This is a genomic window from Novosphingobium sp. FSW06-99, assembly GCF_001519065.1.
In the GTDB taxonomy this organism is placed as follows: Bacteria; Pseudomonadota; Alphaproteobacteria; order Sphingomonadales; family Sphingomonadaceae; genus Novosphingobium.
On sequence record NZ_KQ954256.1, the window covers coordinates 78,601 to 101,588 of the forward strand.

At 64.2% G+C, this 22,988-nt stretch carries 22 protein-coding genes; 16 read left to right on the forward strand and 6 right to left on the reverse strand.

What is annotated here, in order from left to right; translation table 11 throughout:
• The first annotated feature begins 70 nt into the window (after nucleotides 1-70).
• Complete coding sequence (locus AQZ49_RS11165; protein ID WP_067615578.1) at nucleotides 71-2,584, forward strand: TonB-dependent receptor domain-containing protein; 2,514 nt, start codon at nucleotides 71-73, stop codon at nucleotides 2,582-2,584.
• Between the two features lie 50 nt (nucleotides 2,585-2,634).
• Here AQZ49_RS11165 and AQZ49_RS11170 read toward each other — a convergent pair whose 3' ends face one another.
• The 3 genes from AQZ49_RS11170 to AQZ49_RS11180 form a co-directional block, all read right to left on the reverse strand.
• Nucleotides 2,635-4,008 carry a class II 3-deoxy-7-phosphoheptulonate synthase gene (locus tag AQZ49_RS11170; protein WP_067615580.1) on the reverse strand — a complete coding sequence of 458 codons (1,374 nt, stop codon included), beginning with the start codon at nucleotides 4,006-4,008 and terminating at the stop codon, nucleotides 2,635-2,637.
• A 110-nt stretch (nucleotides 4,009-4,118) separates the two neighbouring features.
• Complete coding sequence (locus tag AQZ49_RS11175; RefSeq protein WP_067615582.1) at nucleotides 4,119-6,998, reverse strand: M16 family metallopeptidase; 2,880 nt, start codon at nucleotides 6,996-6,998, stop codon at nucleotides 4,119-4,121.
• Between the two features lie 95 nt (nucleotides 6,999-7,093).
• The gene (locus AQZ49_RS11180) at nucleotides 7,094-7,633 is read right to left on the reverse strand and encodes an FKBP-type peptidyl-prolyl cis-trans isomerase (protein WP_067616068.1); all 540 of its coding nucleotides are present in this window, start codon (nucleotides 7,631-7,633) and stop codon (nucleotides 7,094-7,096) included.
• 155 nt (nucleotides 7,634-7,788) lie between these two features.
• On the opposite strand from AQZ49_RS11180, the gene AQZ49_RS11185 reads away from it, so the two are divergent.
• The 12 genes from AQZ49_RS11185 (at nucleotide 7,789) to AQZ49_RS11240 (ending at nucleotide 17,462) form a co-directional block, all read left to right on the forward strand.
• Nucleotides 7,789-8,361, forward strand: a complete 573-nt coding sequence (locus tag AQZ49_RS11185; protein WP_067615584.1) for a NifU family protein — start codon at nucleotides 7,789-7,791, stop codon at nucleotides 8,359-8,361.
• Between the two features lie 29 nt (nucleotides 8,362-8,390).
• Nucleotides 8,391-8,984 carry a malonic semialdehyde reductase gene (locus AQZ49_RS11190; RefSeq protein WP_067615586.1) on the forward strand — a complete coding sequence of 198 codons (594 nt, stop codon included), beginning with the start codon at nucleotides 8,391-8,393 and terminating at the stop codon, nucleotides 8,982-8,984.
• A gap of 1 nt (nucleotide 8,985) precedes the next feature.
• The gene (gene tsaB / locus AQZ49_RS11195) at nucleotides 8,986-9,588 is read left to right on the forward strand and encodes a tRNA (adenosine(37)-N6)-threonylcarbamoyltransferase complex dimerization subunit type 1 TsaB (protein ID WP_067615588.1); all 603 of its coding nucleotides are present in this window, start codon (nucleotides 8,986-8,988) and stop codon (nucleotides 9,586-9,588) included.
• Nucleotides 9,589-9,632: 44 nt separating this feature from the next.
• Nucleotides 9,633-10,070, forward strand: a complete 438-nt coding sequence (locus AQZ49_RS11200) for a GNAT family N-acetyltransferase (RefSeq protein ID WP_197411026.1) — start codon at nucleotides 9,633-9,635, stop codon at nucleotides 10,068-10,070.
• A gap of 282 nt (nucleotides 10,071-10,352) precedes the next feature.
• The gene (locus AQZ49_RS11205) at nucleotides 10,353-10,793 is read left to right on the forward strand and encodes a Ros/MucR family transcriptional regulator (RefSeq protein WP_067615592.1); all 441 of its coding nucleotides are present in this window, start codon (nucleotides 10,353-10,355) and stop codon (nucleotides 10,791-10,793) included.
• 154 nt (nucleotides 10,794-10,947) lie between these two features.
• Complete coding sequence (locus tag AQZ49_RS11210) at nucleotides 10,948-11,370, forward strand: Fur family transcriptional regulator (RefSeq protein WP_067615594.1); 423 nt, start codon at nucleotides 10,948-10,950, stop codon at nucleotides 11,368-11,370.
• Complete coding sequence (locus AQZ49_RS11215; RefSeq protein WP_067615596.1) at nucleotides 11,363-12,220, forward strand: lysophospholipid acyltransferase family protein; 858 nt, start codon at nucleotides 11,363-11,365, stop codon at nucleotides 12,218-12,220. The genes AQZ49_RS11210 and AQZ49_RS11215 overlap by 8 nt, the downstream gene beginning before the upstream one ends.
• A 41-nt stretch (nucleotides 12,221-12,261) precedes the next feature.
• Nucleotides 12,262-13,584 carry a tRNA (N6-isopentenyl adenosine(37)-C2)-methylthiotransferase MiaB gene (gene miaB / locus AQZ49_RS11220; protein ID WP_067615599.1) on the forward strand — a complete coding sequence of 441 codons (1,323 nt, stop codon included), beginning with the start codon at nucleotides 12,262-12,264 and terminating at the stop codon, nucleotides 13,582-13,584.
• A 415-nt stretch (nucleotides 13,585-13,999) separates the two neighbouring features.
• Nucleotides 14,000-15,091, forward strand: coding sequence for a PhoH family protein (locus tag AQZ49_RS11225; protein WP_067615601.1), 1,092 nt, complete (start codon nucleotides 14,000-14,002; stop codon nucleotides 15,089-15,091).
• Nucleotides 15,088-15,582: an rRNA maturation RNase YbeY gene (ybeY, locus tag AQZ49_RS11230; protein ID WP_067615604.1), complete on the forward strand. Its 495-nt coding sequence runs from the start codon at nucleotides 15,088-15,090 to the stop codon at nucleotides 15,580-15,582. Before AQZ49_RS11225 ends, ybeY begins: the two co-directional genes overlap by 4 nt.
• 60 nt (nucleotides 15,583-15,642) lie before the next feature.
• On the forward strand, nucleotides 15,643-16,584 hold the full coding sequence (locus AQZ49_RS11235) for a hemolysin family protein (RefSeq protein ID WP_067615607.1): 942 nt from the start codon (nucleotides 15,643-15,645) through the stop codon (nucleotides 16,582-16,584).
• Nucleotides 16,581-17,462, forward strand: a complete 882-nt coding sequence (locus AQZ49_RS11240) for a LysR substrate-binding domain-containing protein (protein ID WP_082701724.1) — start codon at nucleotides 16,581-16,583, stop codon at nucleotides 17,460-17,462. The genes AQZ49_RS11235 and AQZ49_RS11240 overlap by 4 nt, the downstream gene beginning before the upstream one ends.
• On the opposite strand, the gene AQZ49_RS11245 is transcribed toward AQZ49_RS11240, so the two are convergent.
• Nucleotides 17,463-17,831, reverse strand: a complete 369-nt coding sequence (locus AQZ49_RS11245) for a hypothetical protein (RefSeq protein WP_067615610.1) — start codon at nucleotides 17,829-17,831, stop codon at nucleotides 17,463-17,465.
• Between the two features lie 119 nt (nucleotides 17,832-17,950).
• On the reverse strand, nucleotides 17,951-18,610 hold the full coding sequence (locus tag AQZ49_RS11250) for a pyridoxamine 5'-phosphate oxidase family protein (RefSeq protein ID WP_067615613.1): 660 nt from the start codon (nucleotides 18,608-18,610) through the stop codon (nucleotides 17,951-17,953).
• A 100-nt stretch (nucleotides 18,611-18,710) separates the two neighbouring features.
• On the opposite strand from AQZ49_RS11250, the gene AQZ49_RS11255 reads away from it, so the two are divergent.
• From AQZ49_RS11255 to AQZ49_RS22565, 3 genes are all read left to right on the forward strand, one after another.
• The gene (locus AQZ49_RS11255; RefSeq protein ID WP_067616073.1) at nucleotides 18,711-20,123 is read left to right on the forward strand and encodes a MocR-like pyridoxine biosynthesis transcription factor PdxR; all 1,413 of its coding nucleotides are present in this window, start codon (nucleotides 18,711-18,713) and stop codon (nucleotides 20,121-20,123) included.
• A gap of 247 nt (nucleotides 20,124-20,370) precedes the next feature.
• On the forward strand, nucleotides 20,371-21,183 hold the full coding sequence (locus AQZ49_RS11260; protein WP_067615615.1) for a transglutaminase-like domain-containing protein: 813 nt from the start codon (nucleotides 20,371-20,373) through the stop codon (nucleotides 21,181-21,183).
• A 99-nt stretch (nucleotides 21,184-21,282) separates the two neighbouring features.
• The gene (locus tag AQZ49_RS22565; protein WP_197411019.1) at nucleotides 21,283-21,423 is read left to right on the forward strand and encodes a hypothetical protein; all 141 of its coding nucleotides are present in this window, start codon (nucleotides 21,283-21,285) and stop codon (nucleotides 21,421-21,423) included.
• 9 nt (nucleotides 21,424-21,432) lie between these two features.
• On the opposite strand, the gene AQZ49_RS11265 is transcribed toward AQZ49_RS22565, so the two are convergent.
• Nucleotides 21,433-22,968 carry an acetyl-CoA hydrolase/transferase family protein gene (locus AQZ49_RS11265; RefSeq protein WP_067615617.1) on the reverse strand — a complete coding sequence of 512 codons (1,536 nt, stop codon included), beginning with the start codon at nucleotides 22,966-22,968 and terminating at the stop codon, nucleotides 21,433-21,435.
• Nucleotides 22,969-22,988: the final 20 nt, after the last annotated feature.

The window sequence follows — 22,988 nt, forward strand, 5'->3', positions numbered from 1 at the left end:
GCATCGCCGGGCCGTAAACCACGCCCGGCGCAAGAGGCAGGCTGTCCGTTCACCAGACGAGAGGCCTTTTGTGAAGACAACGCTCATCCTGCTTGCGGCGACCACCGCGCTTGCCCCGATCACGGCCTGGGCCGATGCGCCCGCCCCGGCAGCGCCCGACAGCCCGTCTGCCGAAGCCGCCGCAGACCAGCCCTCAGCCAAAGGCGCCTTTACCACCGGCGTTGCCAAAGGCCGCGACTTGCTCGACACCGCCATTTCGGCCAGCACCATCAGCAGTTCGGATCTGGCCAAGATTGGCACCACCTCGATTGCCGAAGCCGTCGGCAACATTCCCGGCATTCGCGCCGAAACCGGCGGCACCGATGGCCGCACCTCGATCACCATCCGCGGGCTGCCGCTCGATGCCGATGGCTCGAAATTCCTGCAGATCGAGGAAGACGGGCTGCCGGTGCTTGAATTCGGCGATCTCTATTTCGCCGGCACCCCCCAGTTTCTGCGCACCGATCTCAGCCTTGGCCAGGTGCAGGCGATCCGGGGTGGTTCAGCCTCGACCTTCGCGTCGAACTCGCCGGGCGGCGTGGTCAATTTCCTGTCGCGCACCGGCGAGGACAACGGCGGCGTGTTGCAAGTCAGTTCGGGCGTAAACTATGATCTGGGCCGCATCGATTTCGACTATGGCGGCAAGATCGACGACCACTGGCGGTTCAACATCGGCGGTTTCTATCACGAAGGCGAAGGCCCGCGCGCCAGCGGCTATCAGGCGTTCAAGGGCGGGCAGATCAAATTCAACGTCACCCGCACGTTCGATGGCGGCTATATCCGCCTTTACGTCAAAGTGCTCGATGATCGCGAGCCCTATTACGGGCTGGTCCCGGTGCAGATCGGCGGCAGCAACGATGCGCCGCAGCTCTCGGCCCTCCCCGGTTTCGACCCGCGCACCAATTCGGCCTGGTCGAAGAACATCGTCAACCTGCAATCGCTGAACCAGAACAACCTGCCCGAAACGATCAATCTGCAACATGGCGACCACAGCAAGGTTCGCTCGTTCGGGATCGAAGCGCAATTCGACGTGGCCGGATGGACCGTCACCGACCATTTCCGCTATTCGGATATCTCGGGCGAACACAACGAAACCTCGGGCGCCGAATTCGTGCCCGCCGCTTATGTCGGCGCGGCGCTCGGCGGGCCGGGTGCGACGCTCAGTTATGCCGATGGCCCCCTGTCAGGGCAGGCGGTGACCAATCCGGCAGGGCTTAACGGCAACGGGCTGGCCGCCGTCAACACTTACTCGCACGCCGATCTCAACAGCCTGAACTATACCGTCAACGATTTGCGCGCCAGCCGCGTGTGGACGGCGGGCAGCGGCAAGCTGACCACCACCGCCGGGCTCTATGCCTCGTCGCAGGATATCAATGTGCTGTGGACGTTTGCCACCACGCTCAACGATTTTGCCAGCGGCGGCAATTCGACGATGCTCAATGTCACCACCGCATCGGGTCTGCCGGTCACCCAGCAGGGCGTGCTGGCCTATGAACTGCTCGGCAATGGCGGGCTCTATCACCGGCTCTACGATGTCAATTTCCGCGTGCTGGCGCCTTATGGTTCGGCCAATTACCAGTGGGGCAAACTGGCCATCGGCGGCAGTCTGCGCTATGATTTCGGCAAAGTGACCGGCGCCGTCTACGGGTCGGATCTGGGCGGCGGGCGCGTCGGATCGGGCAGTTACGATTTCAACGGCGATGGCTTGATTTCGCTGCCCGAATCGCAGACCGCGCTGCTGCCGCTGTCGCAACCGGGTTCCGTCGGCTATTCCTATGGATACTTGTCCTATTCGGTCGGCGCCAACTATCGCCTGGCTGAAGATCTGTCGGCCTTTGCGCGGTACAGCAAGGGCGCGCGGGCGAGTGCGGACCGCAACTTGTTCCCGCCGACGTTCAACCCCACCACCGGCCAGTTGGCCAGCTCCAGCCTGGCCTATAGCCCGATCAAGCAGGCCGAGATCGGCACCAAATTCCGCACGGGCGGGGTAACTGTCTATGTCACCGGGTTCTGGGCCTCGACCACCGACAACAATTACCAGGTCGGCAACGACGACAACGGCGCCACCATCGTGACCGCGATCGACCGCACCTACAGCGCCAAGGGCGTCGAAGTGGAAAGCGAGGCACGCAAGGGGCCGTTCAGCCTGCGGCTGGGCGCGACCTATACCAAATCGAAAATCGACAACGACTTGTACAACCCGGGCGAAAACGGCCTGACCCCGCGTCACGAACCGAATTTCTTCTTCACCGCGATGCCGCAGTTCGAAACCAGGCTGGTTTCGATCGGCGCGAATGTGGTGGGGGTGACGAGCAGCTTTGCCGAAGACACCGACTTGCTCAAGCAGCCGGGCTATGTGCTGGTCAATCCGTTCATCGAAGTGCGACCGCTGGCGCGTGTCACCGCGCTGCTCAATGTCTACAACCTGTTCAACAAGCTGGCGTTTGTCGAGCTCGATTCAGCCGCAGTCCCGGCGGGCGGGATCGTCAACGCGCTGACACTCAACGGGCGCACGATCACCGGATCGATCCGTTTTTCATTCTGACCGGACCGGCATGAGCGGGCGCGGCGACACAGTGCCGCGCCCGCTATATATCAAGCAGCCTGTGCCTTCTGGCCCGCGCGTTCAAGATTGATCGCTTCGGCCAGCAGGAACGCCAGTTCCAGCGATTGCGCGGCGTTCAGCCGGGGATCGCAATGCGTGTGATAGCGATCGGCCAGCGCGTCCTCGCTGATCGCTACCGCGCCGCCGGTGCATTCGGTAACATCGCGGCCGGTCATTTCGATATGAATGCCACCCGCATGGGTGCCTTCGGCGCGATGCACCGCGAAGAACCCTTCGACTTCGCGCAGAATACGATCGAACGGGCGCGTCTTGTACCCGTTGTCGGCCTTGATCACATTGCCGTGCATCGGGTCGCACGACCACACCACCGGATGGCCTTCGCGCGCCACCGCACGCACCAGCGCGGGCAGACCGGCCTCCACTTTGTCGTGGCCGAACCGGCTGATCAGCGTGATCCGCCCGGCTTCGCGCGCCGGGTTGAGCGTGTCGAGCAGTTTCAGCAGCACGTCGGGTGCCAGGCTGGGTCCGCATTTCACGCCGATCGGATTGTCGACCCCGCGCAGGAATTCGACATGCGCCGAGCCTTCGAACCGCGTCCGGTCGCCGATCCACAGCATGTGTGCGCTGGTGTCGTACCACTTGCCGGTCAGCGAATCCTGCCGCGTCATCGCTTCTTCGTATTGCAGCAGCAGCGCTTCATGGCTGGTGTAGAAGCTGGTGCCCTGCAATTGCGGTACGGTCGCGGGGTTGACGCCGCAGGCCTCCATGAAGTCGAGCGCTTCGCCGATCTTGTCGGCCATTTCGGCAAATTTCGCCGCCCACGGGCTCTTGCCGATATGGTCGAGCGTCCACTGGTGAACCTGACGCAAGTTGGCATAGCCGCCGGTTGCGAACGCGCGCAACAGGTTGAGCGTGGCCGCCGCCTGCGAATAGGCGCGCAACATGCGGTCCGGATCGGGAATGCGCGATTCGGGGGTGAAATCGATGCCGTTGATGTTGTCGCCCAGATAGCTGGGCAATTCGACATCGCCCTGGCGTTCCATCGGCGACGAACGGGGCTTGGCAAACTGCCCGGCCATGCGCCCGACCTTGATCACCGGCTGCTTGCTGGCAAATGTCAGGATCACCGCCATCTGCAACAGCACGCGGAACGTGTCGCGGATGTTGTTGGGATGGAATTCGGCAAAGCTTTCGGCGCAATCCCCGCCCTGGAGCAGAAAACCGCGACCCGCCGCCACTTCGGCCAGATCGGCCTTGAGCGCGCGCGCCTCGCCCGCAAACACCAGCGGCGGAAAGCTCGTCAGGGTCGTTTCGACCGCCTGCAGCTTGTCCGCATGCGGATAGGCCGGCAGATGCCGCGCCTCGTATCCGCGCCAGCTATGCGCATTCCAGTTGCTTGCCACTGTTCCTCATCCTTGGATCACGGCCGACTGCCGACCGAACGCGCGAAATAGGCGTTCGGGGCCACAAAAGCAAAGGCAGCGTTCCGATCACACAGATCGGCCTTCGAAAATCAGCGCTTTTCGGGCACGACTTCCAGTTTCCAACTCGTATCGGGGCGCAGATAGCGACGTGCCAGGTCCTGCATTGCAGCGGGCGTGGTGGTTGCCGAATCGATCAGGATCGAGCGCAGATCGGTGAACTTGCGCGGTTCCAGCGCGCCGCCCTGCAACTGGTCGAGATAGAACCCGTTGCCGGTCAGCAGCCGGGTGATCCATTGCTTGGTCGGCTCGGTCACCCGCGCGATCTCGTCGGCACTCGGCGGCGCGGCCACCAGATCGGCGGCAATCTGTTCGGCGGCGGCAAAGAATGCGGGAAGATCGCGCGGACGCAACTGCGTCATCGCCGAAATATAGCCCCCCGATGGCAGATCGAGCGGCCATGACGAGCCGACTTGGGGGGCATAGCTCGCGCCGATCTTTTCGCGCATCACGTCGAACAGGCGGTTCTGGAAAATCTGCGCCAGCAATTCGAGCTGCCGCGATTCGCGCAATTGGCTGCGTCCGCCGCTGGTCGGCCAGGCCACCAGCGCCGCCGCCGTATCGGGATCGCCCCGGTGGGTCAGCACCAGCGGCGTGTCGTTGTGCGCCGGAACATGCGGTGCCAGCGTCGCAGGCGGCAGCGGCGCGCGCATCGGCAGCGCGCCGAACGAGCGGTTCAGCGCGGCAATCGCCTCTTCGCGGTTGAAATCGCCGAACAGATCGACCTCGATCGGGCCCTCGCGCAGCAAGGGTTCCCACACACGGCGGAACCCTTCGGGGGTGGCCTTGGCCAGTTCGGCCGGATTGGGCCGGGCAAAGCGCGGATCGCCATCGCGAATCAGCCAGGGCAGATCGCGCTGCAGCACTTTCATCGGCGCGCTGTTGGTGCTTTCATAACCCAGCCGCTGGGCCGCCAGCGTGCGGATCACCGGATGATCGTCCCAGCGCGGCATCGCCAACTTGGCCGCAAACAGATACAACTGGTCGGCCAGATCGGCGGGGCGAGTATCGGCCGCAAACGCAAAAGTGGTGTCGCCGATATCGAAATCGAGCCCCAGCTTGCGCCCGGTGGCCAGCCGGTCGAGATCTTCGCGGCCATATTTGGCAAAACCGCTGTCCATCAGTGCGCCTTCGGCAACCGAGGCATAGACCGCATCCTTGGGATTGATCGCGGCAAAGCCCCCGCCAAAGCGGACTCTGACGATCACCCGCCCGGGCTCGGCATCGTTGGGCCACAGCAGCACTTTTACGCCATTCGACAGCGTGATCCGCTCGATCCCGAGCAGGCCCGAAGGTGTGGCCTCGATCACTTTGCCCGGTGCGCCGATCGGCGGCAGGTCGGCAAACGTGAGCTTGGTGGCGGCGATCCGGCTGCCCGCCGCGGCATCGACCGGCGCCAGCATCGCTTCACGCACATCGGCGGCAGTGGCATCGCTCGCCTTGGGCGTGATCAGCACGGCACGCTCGACAGTCCCCGCAAACAGCGCGCGGGTATGCGCCAGCACGGCCTGCGGGGTGAACAACGGGATGGTCTGGTGAAAGATCGCATAGACCGTTTCGGGATTGGCGACGGTTTCGCGAATATCGACCGCTTCGGCGATTTCGTCGGCCAGTTTCGATCCCGCTTCGGTTTCCTGGGTTTCCACCGGGATACGGTAATCGTTTTCGAACTCGGCCACTTCGCGCGCGATTTCTTCGGCACTGGGCGGGGTGGCCAGCGCATCGGCGATCACCGCGCGCACTTCGTGCAGCGCGCTTTTCCAGTCATCGCCCAGCGGGGTGACCGTGATCAGCGTGGCATCGGCAGAGCGGTTGATACGGTTCTGATCGACCGACGCGCCCAGAAAGCTGGCATTGGTGCGCGCCTTGGCCTCAAGCCGCCGGTTGATCAGCGCCAAAGCCAGCCGATCGATGATATTGCCCTGGTTATAGACGATCGTGTCGTTGACTTTGTGCCATGGCCGCAGGATCGCCGCATCGATCACGCGCGGCAGATCAGGTTCGACAATCACCGCGGTCTCGCCCACCGGATTGGCGCCAGGACGCGCACCATCCTTGCCCTTTGGCGCCTTTGGCTCGCCGAAATCGGGCTGCGGCGGCTTGGGACCGGTAGCATGCCAATCGCCGAACCACTTGCCGATTTCGGCAACCAGCGTGGCCGGATCGGCATCGCCCGCCACCACGATCACGGTGTTGTCGGGCCGATACCATTTGTCGTGAAATGCCCGGATGCTGTCGGCGGTGGCCGCTTCGAGCGAGGCGACGGTGCCGATCGGGGTGCGGTCGGCCAGCAATTGCCCCTTGAAGAAGGTCGCGCGGGTGGCGTCGGTCACCGCGGATTCGGGCCCTTCGCGCTCGCGCATTTCGGCCAGCACGATCGGCACTTCGGTGCGTACCCCCTGCGGGGTGAAAATCGGCGCCGAAATCATCCCCGACAGCAGCTTGAACGTTTCGTCGAGCGAGGCGGGCGTCGCGCCGGGCAAATCGAGCTTGTAGGTCGTCTGGGTCGGGCTGGTTTCGGCATTGGTATCGCTGCCGAACGTCGCACCCAGTTTTTGCCAGGTGGGGATTGCCTCGCCCGATTTGAGATATTTGGAATCGCGGAAAGTCAGGTGTTCGATCAGGTGGGCATAGCCACGCTGTGCATCGGTTTCATACAGCGAACCGACATCGGCGACGATGCGGATCGACACTTGCCCCGGCGGCACCCCGTTGTGGCGCACCGCATAGCGCAAGCCATTGGGCAGAATTCCGAAAGTCCATTGCGGATCGTGCGGCACATCGGACCCGGCATAGAGCCAGGCCTGATCTGCGGCAGGTGCAGCCCAGGCCTGCCCGACAGGCAGCGCGGCACCAAGCAGGAGGGCGACGAAAAAACCGAGGCGCGCACGGCGCAGACGCGAAGAGACCATGACCCGATCTATAGGGCGCAGAAAAATGAAGGGCCAGTGAATAGGGGGTCGTCCGCTGGTCGCGCAAAACGGCGCGACCAGTCTGCAATCAGGTATCAATGCGCGGCGGGTTGCGGCCCTTCACCGGCGGTTTGCGCCTTGCGCATGGCATCGACTTCGGCGGCCGTCTTGGAATCGATCAGTTCGATCTGGAACACCAGGTCGCTGTTGGCCGGGATCGCATCGCCCGCGCCCGTTGCGCCATAGCCAAGCGCCGCCGGCACGCACAGGCGATAGACGCTGCCGCGCGGCATCAGTTGCAGCCCCTCGGCAAAACCGGGGATCACGCTGTCGAGGCTGAGCGGGGTGCCGGGGTTCTGGTCGAACACCTGGCCGGTGGTGGCGAGATAACCGATATAACCGATCAACACGAAATCGGTCTTGCCCGGCTTTGGCCCGGTGCCAGGCCGCAACACCGCATAGCCCAGACCCGATGCCGTCTTGGCCGAACAGGCGCGCATGTCCGCGCCCACTTGCGGCTGCAACGGCAGCTTGATGATGGCTGCGGCTGGCGCAGATTGCGCCTCGGCAGGCACGGATGTGCCCAGCAGCAGGGCAACAAGGACGGGGGCGATTCGCAAGGCGGTCTTGATCATCCGCTCGCGCATAGTGAGCGCGCGGCACCTGTGCCAGCGTCGAAACGCATCGGCGATCGATTGTCGTGCGATTGTCCTCGCAAAAAAAGGGCCAACTGCCCCGCAAAGGCCGCGCGAGCCCTTGACCCCCCGGCCTTCGGACCTAAATGCGAATCATGTTCATCGAAACCGAAACCACGCCCAATCCGGCGACACTGAAATTCCTGCCCGGCGAAGTGGTCATGACCACCGGCACGCGCGAATTCACGTCGGACGAAGAAGCCGCCGTTTCTCCGCTGGCCCAGGGGCTGTTTGCACTGGGTGATGTGACGGGTGTGTTGTTCGGTCGCGATTTCGTGGCGGTGACAATTGCACCGGGGTCCGAATGGAGTGATGCCAAACCGCAAGTGCTGGCCGTGCTGCTCGACCATTTCGTCACGCAGACCCCGCTGTTTGCCGGTGGCGTTGCCGATTTTGCAGTGCCCGATGACAATGACGGCGTGGACGATGATCCTGCCGATGCCGATATCGTCGACCAGATCAAGGATCTGATCGAAACGCGGGTGCGCCCGGCAGTGGCCAACGACGGTGGCGACATCATCTATCGCGGGTTCCGCGACGGGGTGGTGTTCCTGCGCATGCAGGGTGCCTGTTCGGGTTGCCCGTCCTCGACCGCCACGCTCAAGAACGGGATCGAGGCGCTGCTCAAGCACTATGTGCCCGAAGTGAACGAAGTCCGCGCTGCCTGAGCGCACTTTGCCAAGGACCGGCGTTGACCATGCACCAGCCCCTTGCCGATGCGGCGCTCGACCAGTTGTTTCGCCAGGCCCGCACCTACAACGGCTATCTCGACCGGCCGGTCAGCCAGGATCAACTGACCGCGATCTGGGACCTGATGAAGATGGGGCCGACTTCGGCCAACCAGTTGCCCGCGCGGATCGTCTGGTGCGTCAGCGACGCGGCAAAGGAAAAACTGGCCGCGCTGGCAGGCGGCACCAATCCCGACAAGATTCGCAAGGCGCCGGTCACCGCGATCATCGCCATGGATCTCGACTTTCACGAACAACTGCCCTGGCTGTTCCCGCATGCCGACGCCAAAAGCTGGTTTGCCGGCGATGCAGCGGCGCGTGAAGTCTCGGCATTTCGCAATTCAACCTTGCAAGGCGGCTATTTCATTCTGGCCGCGCGCGCCTTGGGGCTCGATACCGGGCCGATGTCGGGATTCGACAACGCCGCGGTCGATGCTGCGTTCTTTGCGGACACCCCGCGCGTCCGGTCGAATTTCATTTCGACGCTCGGTTACGGCGATCCGGCAACAATTTTCCCGCGCAGCCCGCGTCCCGACTTCGCGGTGTTCAACCGCATTGCGTGACGTGCTGGTCATCGACAGCGCGACCGAGGCCTGTTCGGTCGCGCTGTTTGACGCCGGCACTCTGGTGGCAGGCGAATGTGTCGAACTGGGCCGGGGCCATGCCGAACGCCTGGTGCCGATGATTGCCGATTTGCCCGATCGCGGGCGCGCGCGGCGGATCATGGTCAACCTTGGCCCGGGCAGCTTTACCGGCATCCGCGTCGGACTGGCGGCGGCGCGCGCACTCGGGCTGGCCTGGGATGTGCCGGTCGGCGGCTATCATTGCCTCGATCTGGTCGCGGCCATGGCGCGCGACACGCATCCTGCCACCGCCATCGATGTGGTGATGACTGGCGGGCATGGCGAATGGTTTTTCCAGCCATTTGGTGCCGATGGCGTTGCCGCCGCGCCGCTTGCCTCGTTGCCGCCAGAGGCAGTGCTCGACCGCGCGGCCGCACGTGTCGTCGCGGGTAGCCAGGCCGAAGCGGTGGCCCGGCACAACGGCGCGCTGGCGCTGGCGATCCGACCCGACGCGCGCCATTTTGACCTGCTTGCGCACGCCTGCTGGCACGATGCGATCAGCCCCGTCTATGGGCGCGCGCCAGACGCACGCCTGCCGGCCTGAGCGTCGCGCCGGTGCTGCCCCCGCTCGACGATGTCGACCGTATCATGGAGGTCATGACGGTCGCCTTTCCGGTCGAGTTCGGCGAGGCATGGAATCGTCGGCAAGTCAGCGATGCGCTGTTGCTGGCCGGGACCCACCACGCGCTAATCTCTTCCGAAGCGACATCACCGCCCGCGCCGCACGATGCGGTAGCGGGCTTTTATCTGTCGCGTGGCTTGTTCGATGAAGAAGAACTGTTGTTGTTCGCAATTGCCCCCACTTGGCGGCGACGCGGTCTTGGCCATGCGCTGCTGGGGCATTTTGTTGAAAATGCCCGACAACGTGGCAAGAAGAGACTGTTTCTTGAAATGCGTCGCAACAATCCGGCCGGCATCCTCTATGCTGCACATGGCTTTCAGCCGATCGGAATTAGGCCCCGGTATTATCGTACATCGAATGGCGATCGCATTGACGCCATCACACAGGAATTGGTGATCACCTGAATCCTTGGATACCTCCACATCGGTGAGATTTTTTGCAGATTTTTGCGTCGATCTGCCGAAGGGTTATTGTCAGTGAATGCGTTTAGCTTATATGACAAATCCTAAATGGAAGAGTCGATCTGCTTGATCGGTTAAAAATATAGCAAATTCAATGCTATGAAAATTGTACGACAAGATACAAAAATCACGAAGATACCAAAATCACTGCACCAGTTACCAAGCCAAGAGTTACCAAGCCAAAATTGAAAACAATGGCATCAACAGAAAGAAGGTCGGTTCGCAATGTCTGAAAACGATAACGATCTGCGTGAAACGCTGATCACCCTCACCTCTGATATCGTCGCAGCCCATGTCAGCAACAACAGCGTCGCTGTTGGCGATCTGGCGACGTTGATCAGCAATGTTTACAACGCTCTTGCTGGCCTGAAGCCTGCCGAACCGGCGGCCGAGCCGACCCCGGAACCAGCCGTTTCGATTCGCTCTTCGGTCAAGAACGATCACATCGTCTGCCTTGAAGACGGCAAGAAGCTCAAGATGCTCAAGCGGCACCTGGCAACGCGTTACAACCTGACCCCGGAACAGTATCGCGCACGGTGGAACCTGCCGGCCGACTATCCGATGGTTGCCCCGGCCTATGCCGAAAAGCGTCGTGAACTGGCCAAGAAGATCGGCCTTGGTCGCAAGCCCGCGCCCAAGCGTGGCCGCGCCAAAGCCGCGAGCTGATTTCGATTAGCTGACGCTGTCAGCAAACCCGCATGACCGCATGGCTTTGCCATCCCGGTCATGCGGGTTTTGCTTTGCCCAAATCGACCAGCCGTTGTAGGCTTTGGCTCGCAATCAATCACCGTCGCCTTTGCGCGACTGCTGCGGATGGACCGTGCAACAACCGATAGACATCGAGGCCCTGTGCGCTGAACGGGGCTTGCGCATCACCGAACAGCGCCGGGTCATCGCCCGGGTGCTGTCCGAAAGCGAAGATCATCCTGATGTCGAAAAACTGCACGAACGCGCCGTGCAGCGTGATCCGCGCATTTCGATCGCCACGGTCTACCGCACCGTGCGCCTGTTCGAAGAGGCGGGCATCCTCGACCGGCACGATTTCGGCGATGGCCGGGCGCGCTATGAAGCCACGCCCGAAGCCCACCACGACCACCTGATCGATGTCGAAACCGGCAAAGTGATCGAATTCGTCGATCCCGAACTCGAAGCGTTGCAGCGGCAGATTGCCGAAAAGCTTGGCTATCGGCTGGTCGACCATCGCATGGAATTGTATGGGGTCAAACTTGGCCGTGATGCCTGAACGCCGTCGCCCGACCGGCCCCGAACGCGGGGTTCCGATCGGCTGGACCGGATGGCTGCGGCTGGTGCTGCGCTCGCTCGGGCTGGCGCTGACGCTGCTGATCTGCGTGCCGTTGCACTATACCTATCGCACGATCCATTACGGTTCACCGTTTCCCAAGATTTTCCTGCGGATTGCCTGCCGGATCTGCGGCGCGCGGCTGCGCATTCACGGCGTGCCTTTGCGGCGCGATGTGTTTTTCATCGCCAACCATTTGTCGTGGATCGATATTCTTGCGCTCGGCGGGGCCAGCGGTACGGCCTTTGTGGCCAAGGCAGAGCTGGGCATGGCCCCGGTGGTCGGCTGGCTGGCACGCATCAACCGCACGGTGTTTGTCAGCCGCGAAGACCGGTTGGGGGTTGCCGACCAGATCAACCGGCTGCGCGAAGCGCTGGCTGACAACTGGTCGATCACCGTGTTTCCCGAAGGCACCACCACCGACGGCCATTCACTGCTGCCGTTCAAGACGGCGATGCTGCGCGTGCTCGAACCGCCGCCGCCCGGCGTGATGGTGCAACCGGTGGCGCTCGATTACGGTGCCGACATCGGCGAATGGATCGGCTGGATCGGCACCGAAGGCGGGGTCGAGAACGCCAAACGGGTGCTGGCACGGCGCGGCTCTTTCAAGCTGGAAGTGTTCTTCCTCGAACCATTCGACCCGCGCGACTTTGTCGGACGCAAGGCGATCGCCGCCGAAGCCCGCGCGCGCATCGTGCCCGCACTCGAAGCACGACTGGGCAAGCCGCTGCGCCCGTTTGCCCACGTGGTCGGCCCGGTCGGCTATATCCCGCCCCCCGACAAGGCCGCCTGACGCTTTCGCTTCGTGCATTTCTGGCGTATGGCGCGCCGCTTATGTCCTCCACCGAACACCCCCGCACCTTTCACGTCAAAAGCTTCGGCTGCCAGATGAACGTCTATGATGGCGAGCGCATGGCCGAATTGCTGACCGCGCAAGGCATGCACGCGATCGACGCACGCGAAGACGCCGATCTGGTCGTGCTCAACACCTGCCACATCCGCGAACGCGCCACCGAAAAAGTCTATTCCGATATTGGCCGGTTGCGGCGTGAAGACGGCACCACGCCGTTGATCGCGGTGGCCGGATGCGTGGCGCAGGCAGAGGGCGCGGAAATCATGGCGCGCGCGCCGTCGGTGCGCGTGGTGGTCGGCCCGCAGGCCTATCACCGCCTGCCGCAGATGGTTGCCGCCGCCGCCGCCGGTGGGCGCGAAACCGAAACCGACATGCCCGCAGAGGCCAAATTTGCCGCGCTCCCCCGGCGGCGCAAATCGGGCCCGACCGCGTTCCTGACCATCCAGGAAGGCTGCGACAAGTTCTGTACCTATTGCGTGGTGCCCTATACGCGCGGCGCGGAAATCTCGCGGCCCTATGCCGATCTGGTCGATGAAGCGCACGCGCTGGTCGATGGCGGTGCGCGCGAAATCACTCTGCTGGGCCAGAACGTCAACGCCTGGACCGGCGAAGATGGCGCCGGCCGCGCGGTCGGGCTGGCAGGGCTGGCCCAGGCGCTGGCCGCGATCCCCGATCTGGCACGCATCCGCTATACCACCAGCCACCCTGCCGACATGGACGACGCGCTGATCGAGGCGCATGCCAGCAATCCCAAGCTGATGCCGTTTCTGCACCTGCCGGTGCAATCGGGCAGTGACCGCGTGTTGAAGGCGATGAACCGCAGCCACACCGCGCAAAGCTATCTCGACCTGATCGCGCGCGTGCGCGCGGCAAGGCCCGATATTGCGCTGTCGGGCGATTTCATCGTCGGCTTTCCCGGCGAAACCGAGGCCGAATTTGCCGACACGCTGGCTCTGATCGATGCGGTCGGCTACGCGCAGGCGTTCAGTTTCAAATATTCCGCGCGGCCCGGAACGCCCGCCGCGGATATGCCCGGACACATCGCCGCAGACGTGATGGACGACCGGTTGCAGGCGTTGCAGGCGCGGATCAACCGCGACCAGTTGGCGTTCAACCAGGCGTCGCTGGGGCGGCGGTGCAGCGTGCTGGTCGAACGGCGCGGGCGCCAGGCCGGACAATGGCTGGGCAAATCACCCTGGCTGCAATCGGTGCATTTCACCGACGAGGTTGCGGTGGGCGATCTGGTCGAGGTTGACCTGATCGAGGCCGGCCCCAATTCGCTGGCAGGGCGGCGGGTCGGTTGACCCCCCGCCCTGTCAGCGGCATCGATCACATGTGGTGATGATGGCGGTGATGATGGTGGTGCCAATGATGGGCACTGGCCATCGTCGGGGTCAGGGCGACCACGGCGGCGGCGACGGCGACGATCGAAAGAATGGTCTTGCGCATCTGGGATATCCTCCTGTTATGAGGTTGCACGTCGGACCTCACAAGGTTCGGCGGCAACCGAACGGGTCATGCCATGTTCCACATGAACCGTCACGCCACGATGACGTCATGCGCGATTCATGTTTGTCGCGGATCTGTGACAGGCGCGCGCGCCCCCCTGAAAACGGCGTTTCAACAAACAGGCTGTGCAAATCGCACGAATTCCTGCCTGAGTGACTTGCGCCTGCCACATCGAGGCATAATCTGTGGCATCGGACATAAGGGAGACGCATGGCCCGTAAATTCCCCCGCGCCACGACAGAGGCGCATCGCGATTCCCGTGGCGAACCCACTGGCCATTATGGTGCCGCGCATGAAGGCGCGCATCGGACCGAGCAAAATCGCCGTGCCCGGATCGAGATAGAATTCGACGAACAGACCGTGCTCGGTGCGCTGTTCGGCCAGTTCGATACCAATCTGGTCCAGCTCGAAAACCGCCTTGGCGTCTATATTTCCGCCCGTGGCAACCGCGCCGTGGTCGAAGGCCCCGACGATGCGGTGGCGCGCGCGCGCGACGTGCTGAAGGGCATGCATCTGCGCCTGCAAGGGGGCCACGAAATCGACGCCGGCGCGATCGACGCCCTGATCGCGATGTCGAACGAGCCCACGCTCGAAGGCATCATCACCGGTGCCCCGCTCGACAATCCGCCGATCCTGATCCGCACCCGGCGCAAGACGATCGCGCCGCGTTCGAAGACGCAGATCGATTACATGCGTGCGCTGATCCGCGACGACGTCATCTTTGCGCTGGGCCCGGCCGGCACCGGCAAGACTTATCTCGCGGTCGCACAAGCCGTGGCGCAATTGATGAGTGGATCGGTGCAGCGGCTGATTCTGTCGCGCCCGGCGGTCGAGGCGGGCGAACGGCTGGGCTTTCTGCCCGGCGACATGAAGGAAAAAGTCGATCCCTATCTTCGCCCGCTTTACGACGCGCTGTACGACTGCATGCCGCCCGAACAAGTCGAGCGGCGCATGGCCTCTGGCGAAATCGAGGTGGCGCCGATCGCGTTCATGCGCGGACGCACGCTGGCCGATGCCTTCATCATTCTCGACGAGGCGCAGAACACCACGCCTGCCCAGATGAAGATGTTCCTGACCCGGTTTGGCCAGAACAGCCGCATGGTGATCTGTGGCGATCCGCGCCAGGTCGATTTGCCCGGCGGGGTGGCGGCAAGCGGGCTGGCCGATGCGGTGCGGCGGCTCGAAGGCGTTGACGGGATCGGCACGGTGCGGTTTGGCTCGGGCGATGTCGTGCGTCACCCGATCGTCGGACGGATTGTCGAAGCCTATGAAGGCAAAGACGGCGTGGATCCCAATCCATGACCGCGCCCAGCCTGGATATCGACATCGATCCGGTGTGGGGCGATGCCACCGATTGGGAAGCGCTGGCCGCCGCCGCGGCCGGGGCGGCCGCGCACGTCGCGCCGGAAATCGCGCACGAGGCCATGCTGGTCAGCCTGGTGCTGGCCGACGACGAGGAAGTCCACGCGCTCAACCTGCAATGGCGCGCCAAGGACAAGCCGACCAATGTGCTGTCGTTTCCGATGCTGTCGCGCGAGGAAGTGCTGCGCGCTGCGGCGCAGGTCGATGCCCCGGCCATGCTGGGCGACCTGATCCTGGCCCATGGCGTGTGCCAGCGCGAAGCGGATGAAAAAGGCGTGCCGCAAACCACCCATTGCAGCCACCTGATCATCCATGGCCTGCTGCACCTGGCGGGGTATGACCACGAGACGGGCGAGACCGAGGCCGAGGAAATGGAAGCGCTGGAGCGCAAAGCGCTTGCACTATTGGGCATGGCCGACCCATATGCATGACTTGAGGGTGGCAGGTGCAGGGGTGCGCCACACGCTTCACGCGTAAAGGAGATCAGACAAGTGCCCGAGGGCAACGGGTCCGGCGGCGACAGCCGTTCGGGCGAAGGCGACAGTAGCCACGCGCTTTGGCGCATGGTCAAGGCGCTGTTTCGCGGCAACGACCACGACCAGTCGCTGCGCGCGCAGATCGAGGAAGCGATCGAAGAGCACGAAGGCGATCTGGGCACGGCCACCGATACCAGTGGCGACCTGGTTCCGCTGGAGCGGCAGATGCTGCGCAACCTGCTGCATTTCAGCGAACACGATGCCGACGACGTGGCGATCCCGCGCGGGCAGATCGTCGCGGTTCCGGCAGGCGCCAGCTTTGCCGAACTGGTCGCCGCGTTTGCCGAACATGGGCACAGCCGTTTGCCGATCTATGGCGAATCGCTCGATGAAGTGGTCGGCATGGTCCACGTGAAGGACTTGTTCCCGATCGTGGTGCAGATGGCGCTGCACGGCGCGCCCGCGCCCGAAGACTGGTCGGGCCTGATGCGCCAGCCGCTGTTTGTGCCCCAGGCGCGCGGCGCGCTCGACGTGCTGGGCGACATGCGCGCCAGCCGCACCCATCTGGCGATCGTCATCGACGAATATTCGGGCACCGACGGGATCATCACGTTCGAGGATCTGGTCGAGGAAATCGTCGGCGAGATCGAGGACGAACACGACGATGCTCCGGTCGATCTGATCCACCGGATCGATCCCGACACCTGGGATGTCGACGCGCGCGCCGAACTCGACGCGGTTGGTAAAAGGGTGGATCCCCGGCTTGCCATTGTCGACGAGGATGTCGATACGCTCGGCGGACTGGCGGTTGTGCTGGCCGGAGAAGTGCCGCCAGTCGGCCGGATTCTCGACCACGACAGCGGATGGCGGATTGAAGTGACCGATGGGGACGAACGGCGGCTGACTCGATTGCGGCTGCACGCACCGGCAACAGCAGGTCAGGATATCGAAGCGTGATTCGCCGCCTGCCCCCGCTCCGCTCGCTCGAAGCGTTCATCCGCGTGGTCCGCGCGGGCTCGGCCAAGACGGCTGCGGCCGAGCTTGCGCTCAGCCCTTCGGCGCTGTCGCGGCGGCTGGGCGCGCTGGAGGAATTCGTCGGCAAACCGCTGTTCGAACGCAAGCACCAGGCACTCAAGCTGACCGAGGAAGGCCAGGAGCTTTACGACGTGGTCGCGCCGCTGATCGACGAGATGGCCGATCGCATCGACCGCCTGATCGACACCGGGCGCGGCATGCGGCTGCGGCTGGGCGTGTTGCCGCTGTTCGGCAGCCAGCGCCTGTTCCCCCGGCTGGGCGAACTGCGGCGGCTGCACCCGCAATTGCACATCGATATCGACAGCGGCCATTCCGCCGAAACCAAGCTGGGTGACACGATCGATGCGGCGATCATCCTGTCCGAAGGCCCCGACGCCTCGCTCCATGCGGTGCGGCTCGATCACAACCGGGTCTATGCGATCGCCAACAAGGATGTGGCGGCGGCATTGGGCAGCCGGCCCGATATCGAAAAGCTGTCGAAGCAGACGTTTCTGGTCCACAACGACCTGCCGATGAGCTTTGAGGCGTGGAAACGCACGCTCCATCTCGAATCGCTCGAACCGGCGGCGATCGACCATTTCGATTCGGGCCAGTTGATCCTCGAAGCCGCCGCCCAGGGCCTGGGCATCGCGATCATGCACGATGACCATTTCACCCGCAGCCACGATTCGCGGCTTGCGCGCGTCTATGACATCGAAGTCGACAGCCCCTACAGCTATTGGTTCGTGTGCCGCCCGCGCGCGCTGCAATCGCGCCCGGTGCGGCTGTTCCACGACTGGATGATCAAGGCGGGGCTGTAATCAGCCCGCGCCGGGAACCGGCCTGATCGGCATGACTTCGACCGCGTCACCCGGGAAGATCGCAAAATGCGGGTGGTCTTCGAACAGCGCCGCCGCGGTCTCTTGCGTGTCCGCCGCGACGATGGTGAACGCCGACAGCGCGTTGTGCGTCGGCGTCACGCCCATCGTCGAAACGCGCAAGGTGGACCCGAGCGGCCCTCCCATCACCACGATCGACGCCTGGTGCCGCTCGACCCAGCCATGCCATGCCGCCATGCCCGCCTGCTGGCGCCGGTTCCGCTCGTCCTCCGCCAATGCGTTCCACCGCGCCATTGCCGGGCTGTCGGGTGATCCCAGAAAAACGGCGAGAAATTTCGGCTGATCGGTCATCACGCTCTCCCCTCGCGACGCAGTGCGGCGCGCTTCCTTCTAAAGGATGACTCGAAACGCGCGAAAAGGCGAGTTTCGAAGTCTGCACCGGCGGCAAACGGGGGCCTGCGGCGCCGTGATCAACGCAAGCGCCCCGATGCGATCAAGTCGGCCAGCGCCTCGGGCAAGGGCAGGTCGTGGTGCGGGCCGGGCGCGGGTTCGGCGGCGCCCAGCGTGGTGGTGATCGGCAGCACCCCGGCCCACACCGGATGGCCTGCGTCTTCGGGGTCACCCGGCGGGGCCGCACGGTGCTTGACGCTGGCTTCCTCGATGTCCAGCCACAGCACGCTGGTCGCCTTGAGCTCCTGCGCGGTCATCGCGCGCAAGTCATCCCACCGGCCGGGGAACATATCCTCGACAAAGCGGTGCAACGCGGCGGCGGTCTCGTCGGGATCGGTCACCACGTGCGCGCGGCCGAACACCATCGCGGAACGATAATTGACCGAATGGTTGAACGCCGAACGCGCCATGACATAGCCATCCATCAGGCTGACCGTCAGGCACACGCGTTGGCCCGCGACCTTGCGCAGAAAGCGGCTGGCGGCGGAGCCATGCCAATAGACGCGATTGCCTTCGCGCCAGTGGATGGTCGGCGTCACATAGGCCTCGCCATCGATGACATAGCCGACATGGCACAAGGGCGCGGCATCGAGCACGGCGTGGACGGCCGCCTCGTCATGCGTGCCGCGTTCGTGCAGGCGGCGGATGCGGCTGCGTTCGGTCACGGGAAAACTGGACATGAAACCTCCGTCATGCGGTGAGCGATCCCCGGATAGCCATCAACCGGACTGGTCAAAACTTCCACTTGTGAAATTTTCGGCAAACCGCTTTGATGCCCCCATGCGACACGCGATACCGGCATGGCTGGCGCTCGACCGGGCCAGCGGCGATCTGGAAGGGCAGATCTACCACGCGGTGCGCGCGCGCATCCTGGCCGGCCAGATCGGTCCGGGTGGCGCCCTGCCCTCGACGCGGGCCCTGGCCAACCAGTTGGGTGTGGCGCGCAGCACGGTGGTCGCCGGGTATGACCGGCTGCGCGCCGAAGGCTATATTGCCGCCCGCACGGGATCGGCCACGCGCGTCGCCGAATTGCCCGCGCACCCGATGGGCCACGGCGCGGCGCCAGCCGTACCCGCCCTGGTCCCGCACGAGCCCGAACGGTTTGCGCCGCTGCGCCCCGGCCTGCCCGATCTCGACCTGTTTCCGGTCAAGGCGTGGAGCCGCTGCCTCGGCACACGGGCACGCAACTTGCGCTGGCACGACCTGGGCTATGGCGAGGAGATGGGACTGGGCCCGCTGCGCGAAGCGATCGTCGAGCACGTCGCGCGCACCCGCGCGGTGGTGGCCGACCCGGCGCAAGTGATCATCGTGCCCTCGACGGCGGCGGCAATCGACCTGATCGCCCGGCTGACGCTGGCGCCAAACGATACGGTGTGGATCGAAGACCCCGGTTACCCGACCGCACAGGCGATCTTTGCGCGCGCCGGGGCACGGCTGGTGCCCGTACCGGTGGACGATCAGGGCCTGGCCCTCGCCGCCGCGCCCCTGTCCCCCGCGCCCAGCCTGATCCACGTATCGCCGTCGCACCAGTATCCCACCGGGGTGGCGATGAGCCTGGCGCGGCGGATGGCATTGCTCGACTATGCCGCAGCGCACGGCGCGCTGATCGTCGAGGACGATTACGACAGCGAATTCCACTATGCCGGACGGCCCCTTGCCGCTCTGCAGGGTTTGGCTCGTGCGGCGCAAGTGGCCTATATCGGCACGTTTTCCAAAGTGCTCGCGCCGGGATTGCGGCTGGCCTATGCGATCGTCCCGCCGCTCCTGCTGCCCGCTGCGCAGGCCGCGCTGCGGCGCAGCGGCGGCGCGGTGGCGATGCATGTGCAGGCGGCGATGGTCGATTTCATCCGCGAGGGACACCTTGCCGCGCATATTCGCCGGATGCGGCGGATCTATCAGGCACGGATGGAGGCCACCGCTGCGCTGCTGGTGGACAAGTGGGACGATTGGCTGATGCCCGGCCCGCGCGACGGCGGCCTGCAACTGGCCGCCCACTTGCGCGACCAGACGACGGATGACCAGGCGCTGGCCACCGCGCTCAACCAACGCGGGCTGGGGATCATGGCGCTGTCGCGATGCCATCTCGGGCCACCACGCCCTGGCCTGTTGCTGGGCATCGCCTCGGCCACGCCCGACTTGCTCGCCCGGCTCGACCGGGCGCTTGGCGAAACGCTGCCCGCGCGCGCGGGGTAAACCGTCTTTGTTTGCGGCAGCGGTTGCACGCCTGCGCAGCCGCAGTGTAGACAGCGCATGAAGGCGGCTGATACCACGCTGCACTGACGTGCAGTCATACCTCCCGCCCCTCCTCCCCGCCCGACCACCATAACCTACTGGTATCGTTGGTGGTCGGGCGGGGAGGAGGGGCGGGAGGTATGGGTCGCGCTTTGCGCGACGAGGTATCACACGCGCTTTTTCCGATCATGTGAAGGAAGCTGCCGCCATGCTGATACGCGCCGGATACGATATTGCCTTTGCGTCAAGCCAGGCGGTGCCGATGCTCGCCAACTTGTCGGTGCATGCTTCGCGCAACAAGGACTTGCGCACTGCACAACGGATTTTCACCACGCCCGACGTGCCGTTGTATGACTATGTCGACGGCTTCGGCAATATCTGCACCCGGTTGACGATGCCGGCAGGCGGGATCACCATTTCGTGCGGTTTCGTGATCGAAGACGCGTTCGAGCCCGATCTGGTGGTGCCCGACGCACGGCAGACCGCGCTGGCCGACTTGCCCGACGAAGTGCTGCTCTATCTGCTGGCCAGCCGCTATTGCGAAACCGATCGCCTGACCGAGGCGGCGTGGGGCCTGTTCGGCCACGTGCCACAAGGCTGGTCGCTGGTGCAGGCGATCGTGTCGTGGGTCCATCACCATATCCGTTTTGACTATCTGGCCGCGCGCCCGACCAAGACCGCGTTTGACGTGTTTCATGAAAAAGTCGGCGTGTGCCGCGATTATGCGCATCTGGCGATCACGCTGTGCCGCTGCATGAACATCCCCGCGCGCTATTGCACCGGCTATCTGGGCGATATGGATCTGCCCGCGCTGGTCGGCGACATGGACTTTTCGGCGTGGTTCGAGGTCTGGCTCGACGGACGCTGGTACGTGTTCGACGCCCGACACAATTACCCCCGGCGTGGCCGTATCCTGATGGCGCGCGGGCGCGATGCCGCCGATGCCGCGCTGACCACCACTTTCGGCATGGTCACGCTGACCCGGTTCGACATCTATACCGACGAGGACCGGCTGGGCTGACCGGCCCTGCCGAATTGATGGGGCGCGCACCCACCTTCGTGGTAGGGTCGACCGGTCGCGCCCCAAAATGCCTGCCGCGCGCCCCCGGATACCTGTTTCATGGCCAAATCACAAAAACGCAGCAACCGCGAAGAACGCAAGCCCAAGGCCGCCAAAGCTGCCAAGGCCCCGGTCGCTCTGGCGCCCAACGACAATGCGCAGTTCAAGAACGCCGTGCGCGACCCCAAGGCCAAGCACTGAGTTTCCGGTTCAGGCGCGCATCGTCCCGGTTTCGACGAAGCGCTGATGCCACGACAACGCCTCGGCCAAGAGCGTCGGGGTATGTTTACCATAGGAATCGTGCAGCGCGCGGGCATAGTAGTCCGCCAACTGGTCGCGGTAATCGGGGTGGACGCAGTTGGCGATCACCGCCTGGGCGCGCTGTTTGGGTGCCAGTCCGCGCAGATCGGCCAGACCCTGGTCGGTCACGATCACCTGCACGTCCTGGTTGATATGGTCGACATGGCTGACTTGCGGCACGATTGTCGAGATCTTGCCGCCTTTGGCGGTCGATGGCGCCATGAACATCGAAATATAGGCGTTGCGCGCAAAATCGCCCGACCCGCCGATACCGTTCTGGATACGGCTGCCCATCAGGTGGGTTGAATTGACATTGCCGTAGATGTCGGCCTCGATCATCCCGTTCATCGCCAGACAACCCAGACGGCGCACCACTTCGGGATGGTTGCTGATTTCCTGCGGGCGCAGCACGATGCGGTCGCGATAGAGCGCCATGTCGCGGTTGAGCAGGTCCGCCGCTTCGGGGCTGAGCGAAAAGGCGGTGGCCGATGCCATCGACAGTTTGCCGCTGGCCAGCAGTTCGAGCATGCCGTCCTGCAGCACTTCGGTATAGGCCGTCATCGGCTCGAAGGCGCTGTCGTTCAGCCCCAGCAGCACCGCATTGGCAATATTGCCGACGCCCGACTGGATCGGCAGCAGGCTGCGCGGCAGGCGGCCCAGTTTCACTTCATGCGCCAGAAATTCCATCAGGTGCCCGGCAATGGCATGGGCGGCGGCATCAGGCGCCTTGAACGGGGCATTGCGATCGGGCGTGTCGGTCTGCACCACCGCCACAACTTTGTCCGGATCGATGCGGAATGTCGGCTGACCGATGCGGTCGCGCGGCGCCAGCAGGGGGATCGGCACGCGATGCGGCGGCAGCGCGGTGCCGTAATAGATGTCGTGCATCCCTTCGAGCGCGGCGCTCTGCCAGGAATTGACTTCCAGAATCACGCGGTCGGCACGGTCGAGCCAGGTCTTGTTGTTGCCGACCGAGCTGGACGGCACGGCAGAACCGTCAGGCAGGATCGCCGAAACCTCGATCAGCGCGACATCGAGCGGCCCAAGAAAGCCCTGCCACGCCATTGGCGCAACCTGGCTGAGGTGCATGTCCATATATTGCATCGTGCCCGCGTTGATCTGTTCGCGGGCATATGGATCGGAATTGTAGGGCAGGCGAAAATCGATGCCCTTGGCCTTGGCCAGCGCACCGTCGAGTTCGGGCCCGGTCGAGGCCCCGGTCCACACGCGGATCGCAAAGGGATCGCCCGCGGCGTGGATCTGTTCGATGCGGCGGGCCAGCGCCTGCGGCACAGCCTTGGGATAGCCGGCCCCGGTAAACCCGCTCATCCCTACGGTGTCGCCTGCCCGGATCAGCGCGGCGGCGGCATCGGCGTCCATGATTTTGGCGGCGAACCCCCGATGGCCAATGCGGCTGGGACTGGCGGATTCTGCGGATCGGGACATGAGATTTCAACGCCTGTTGC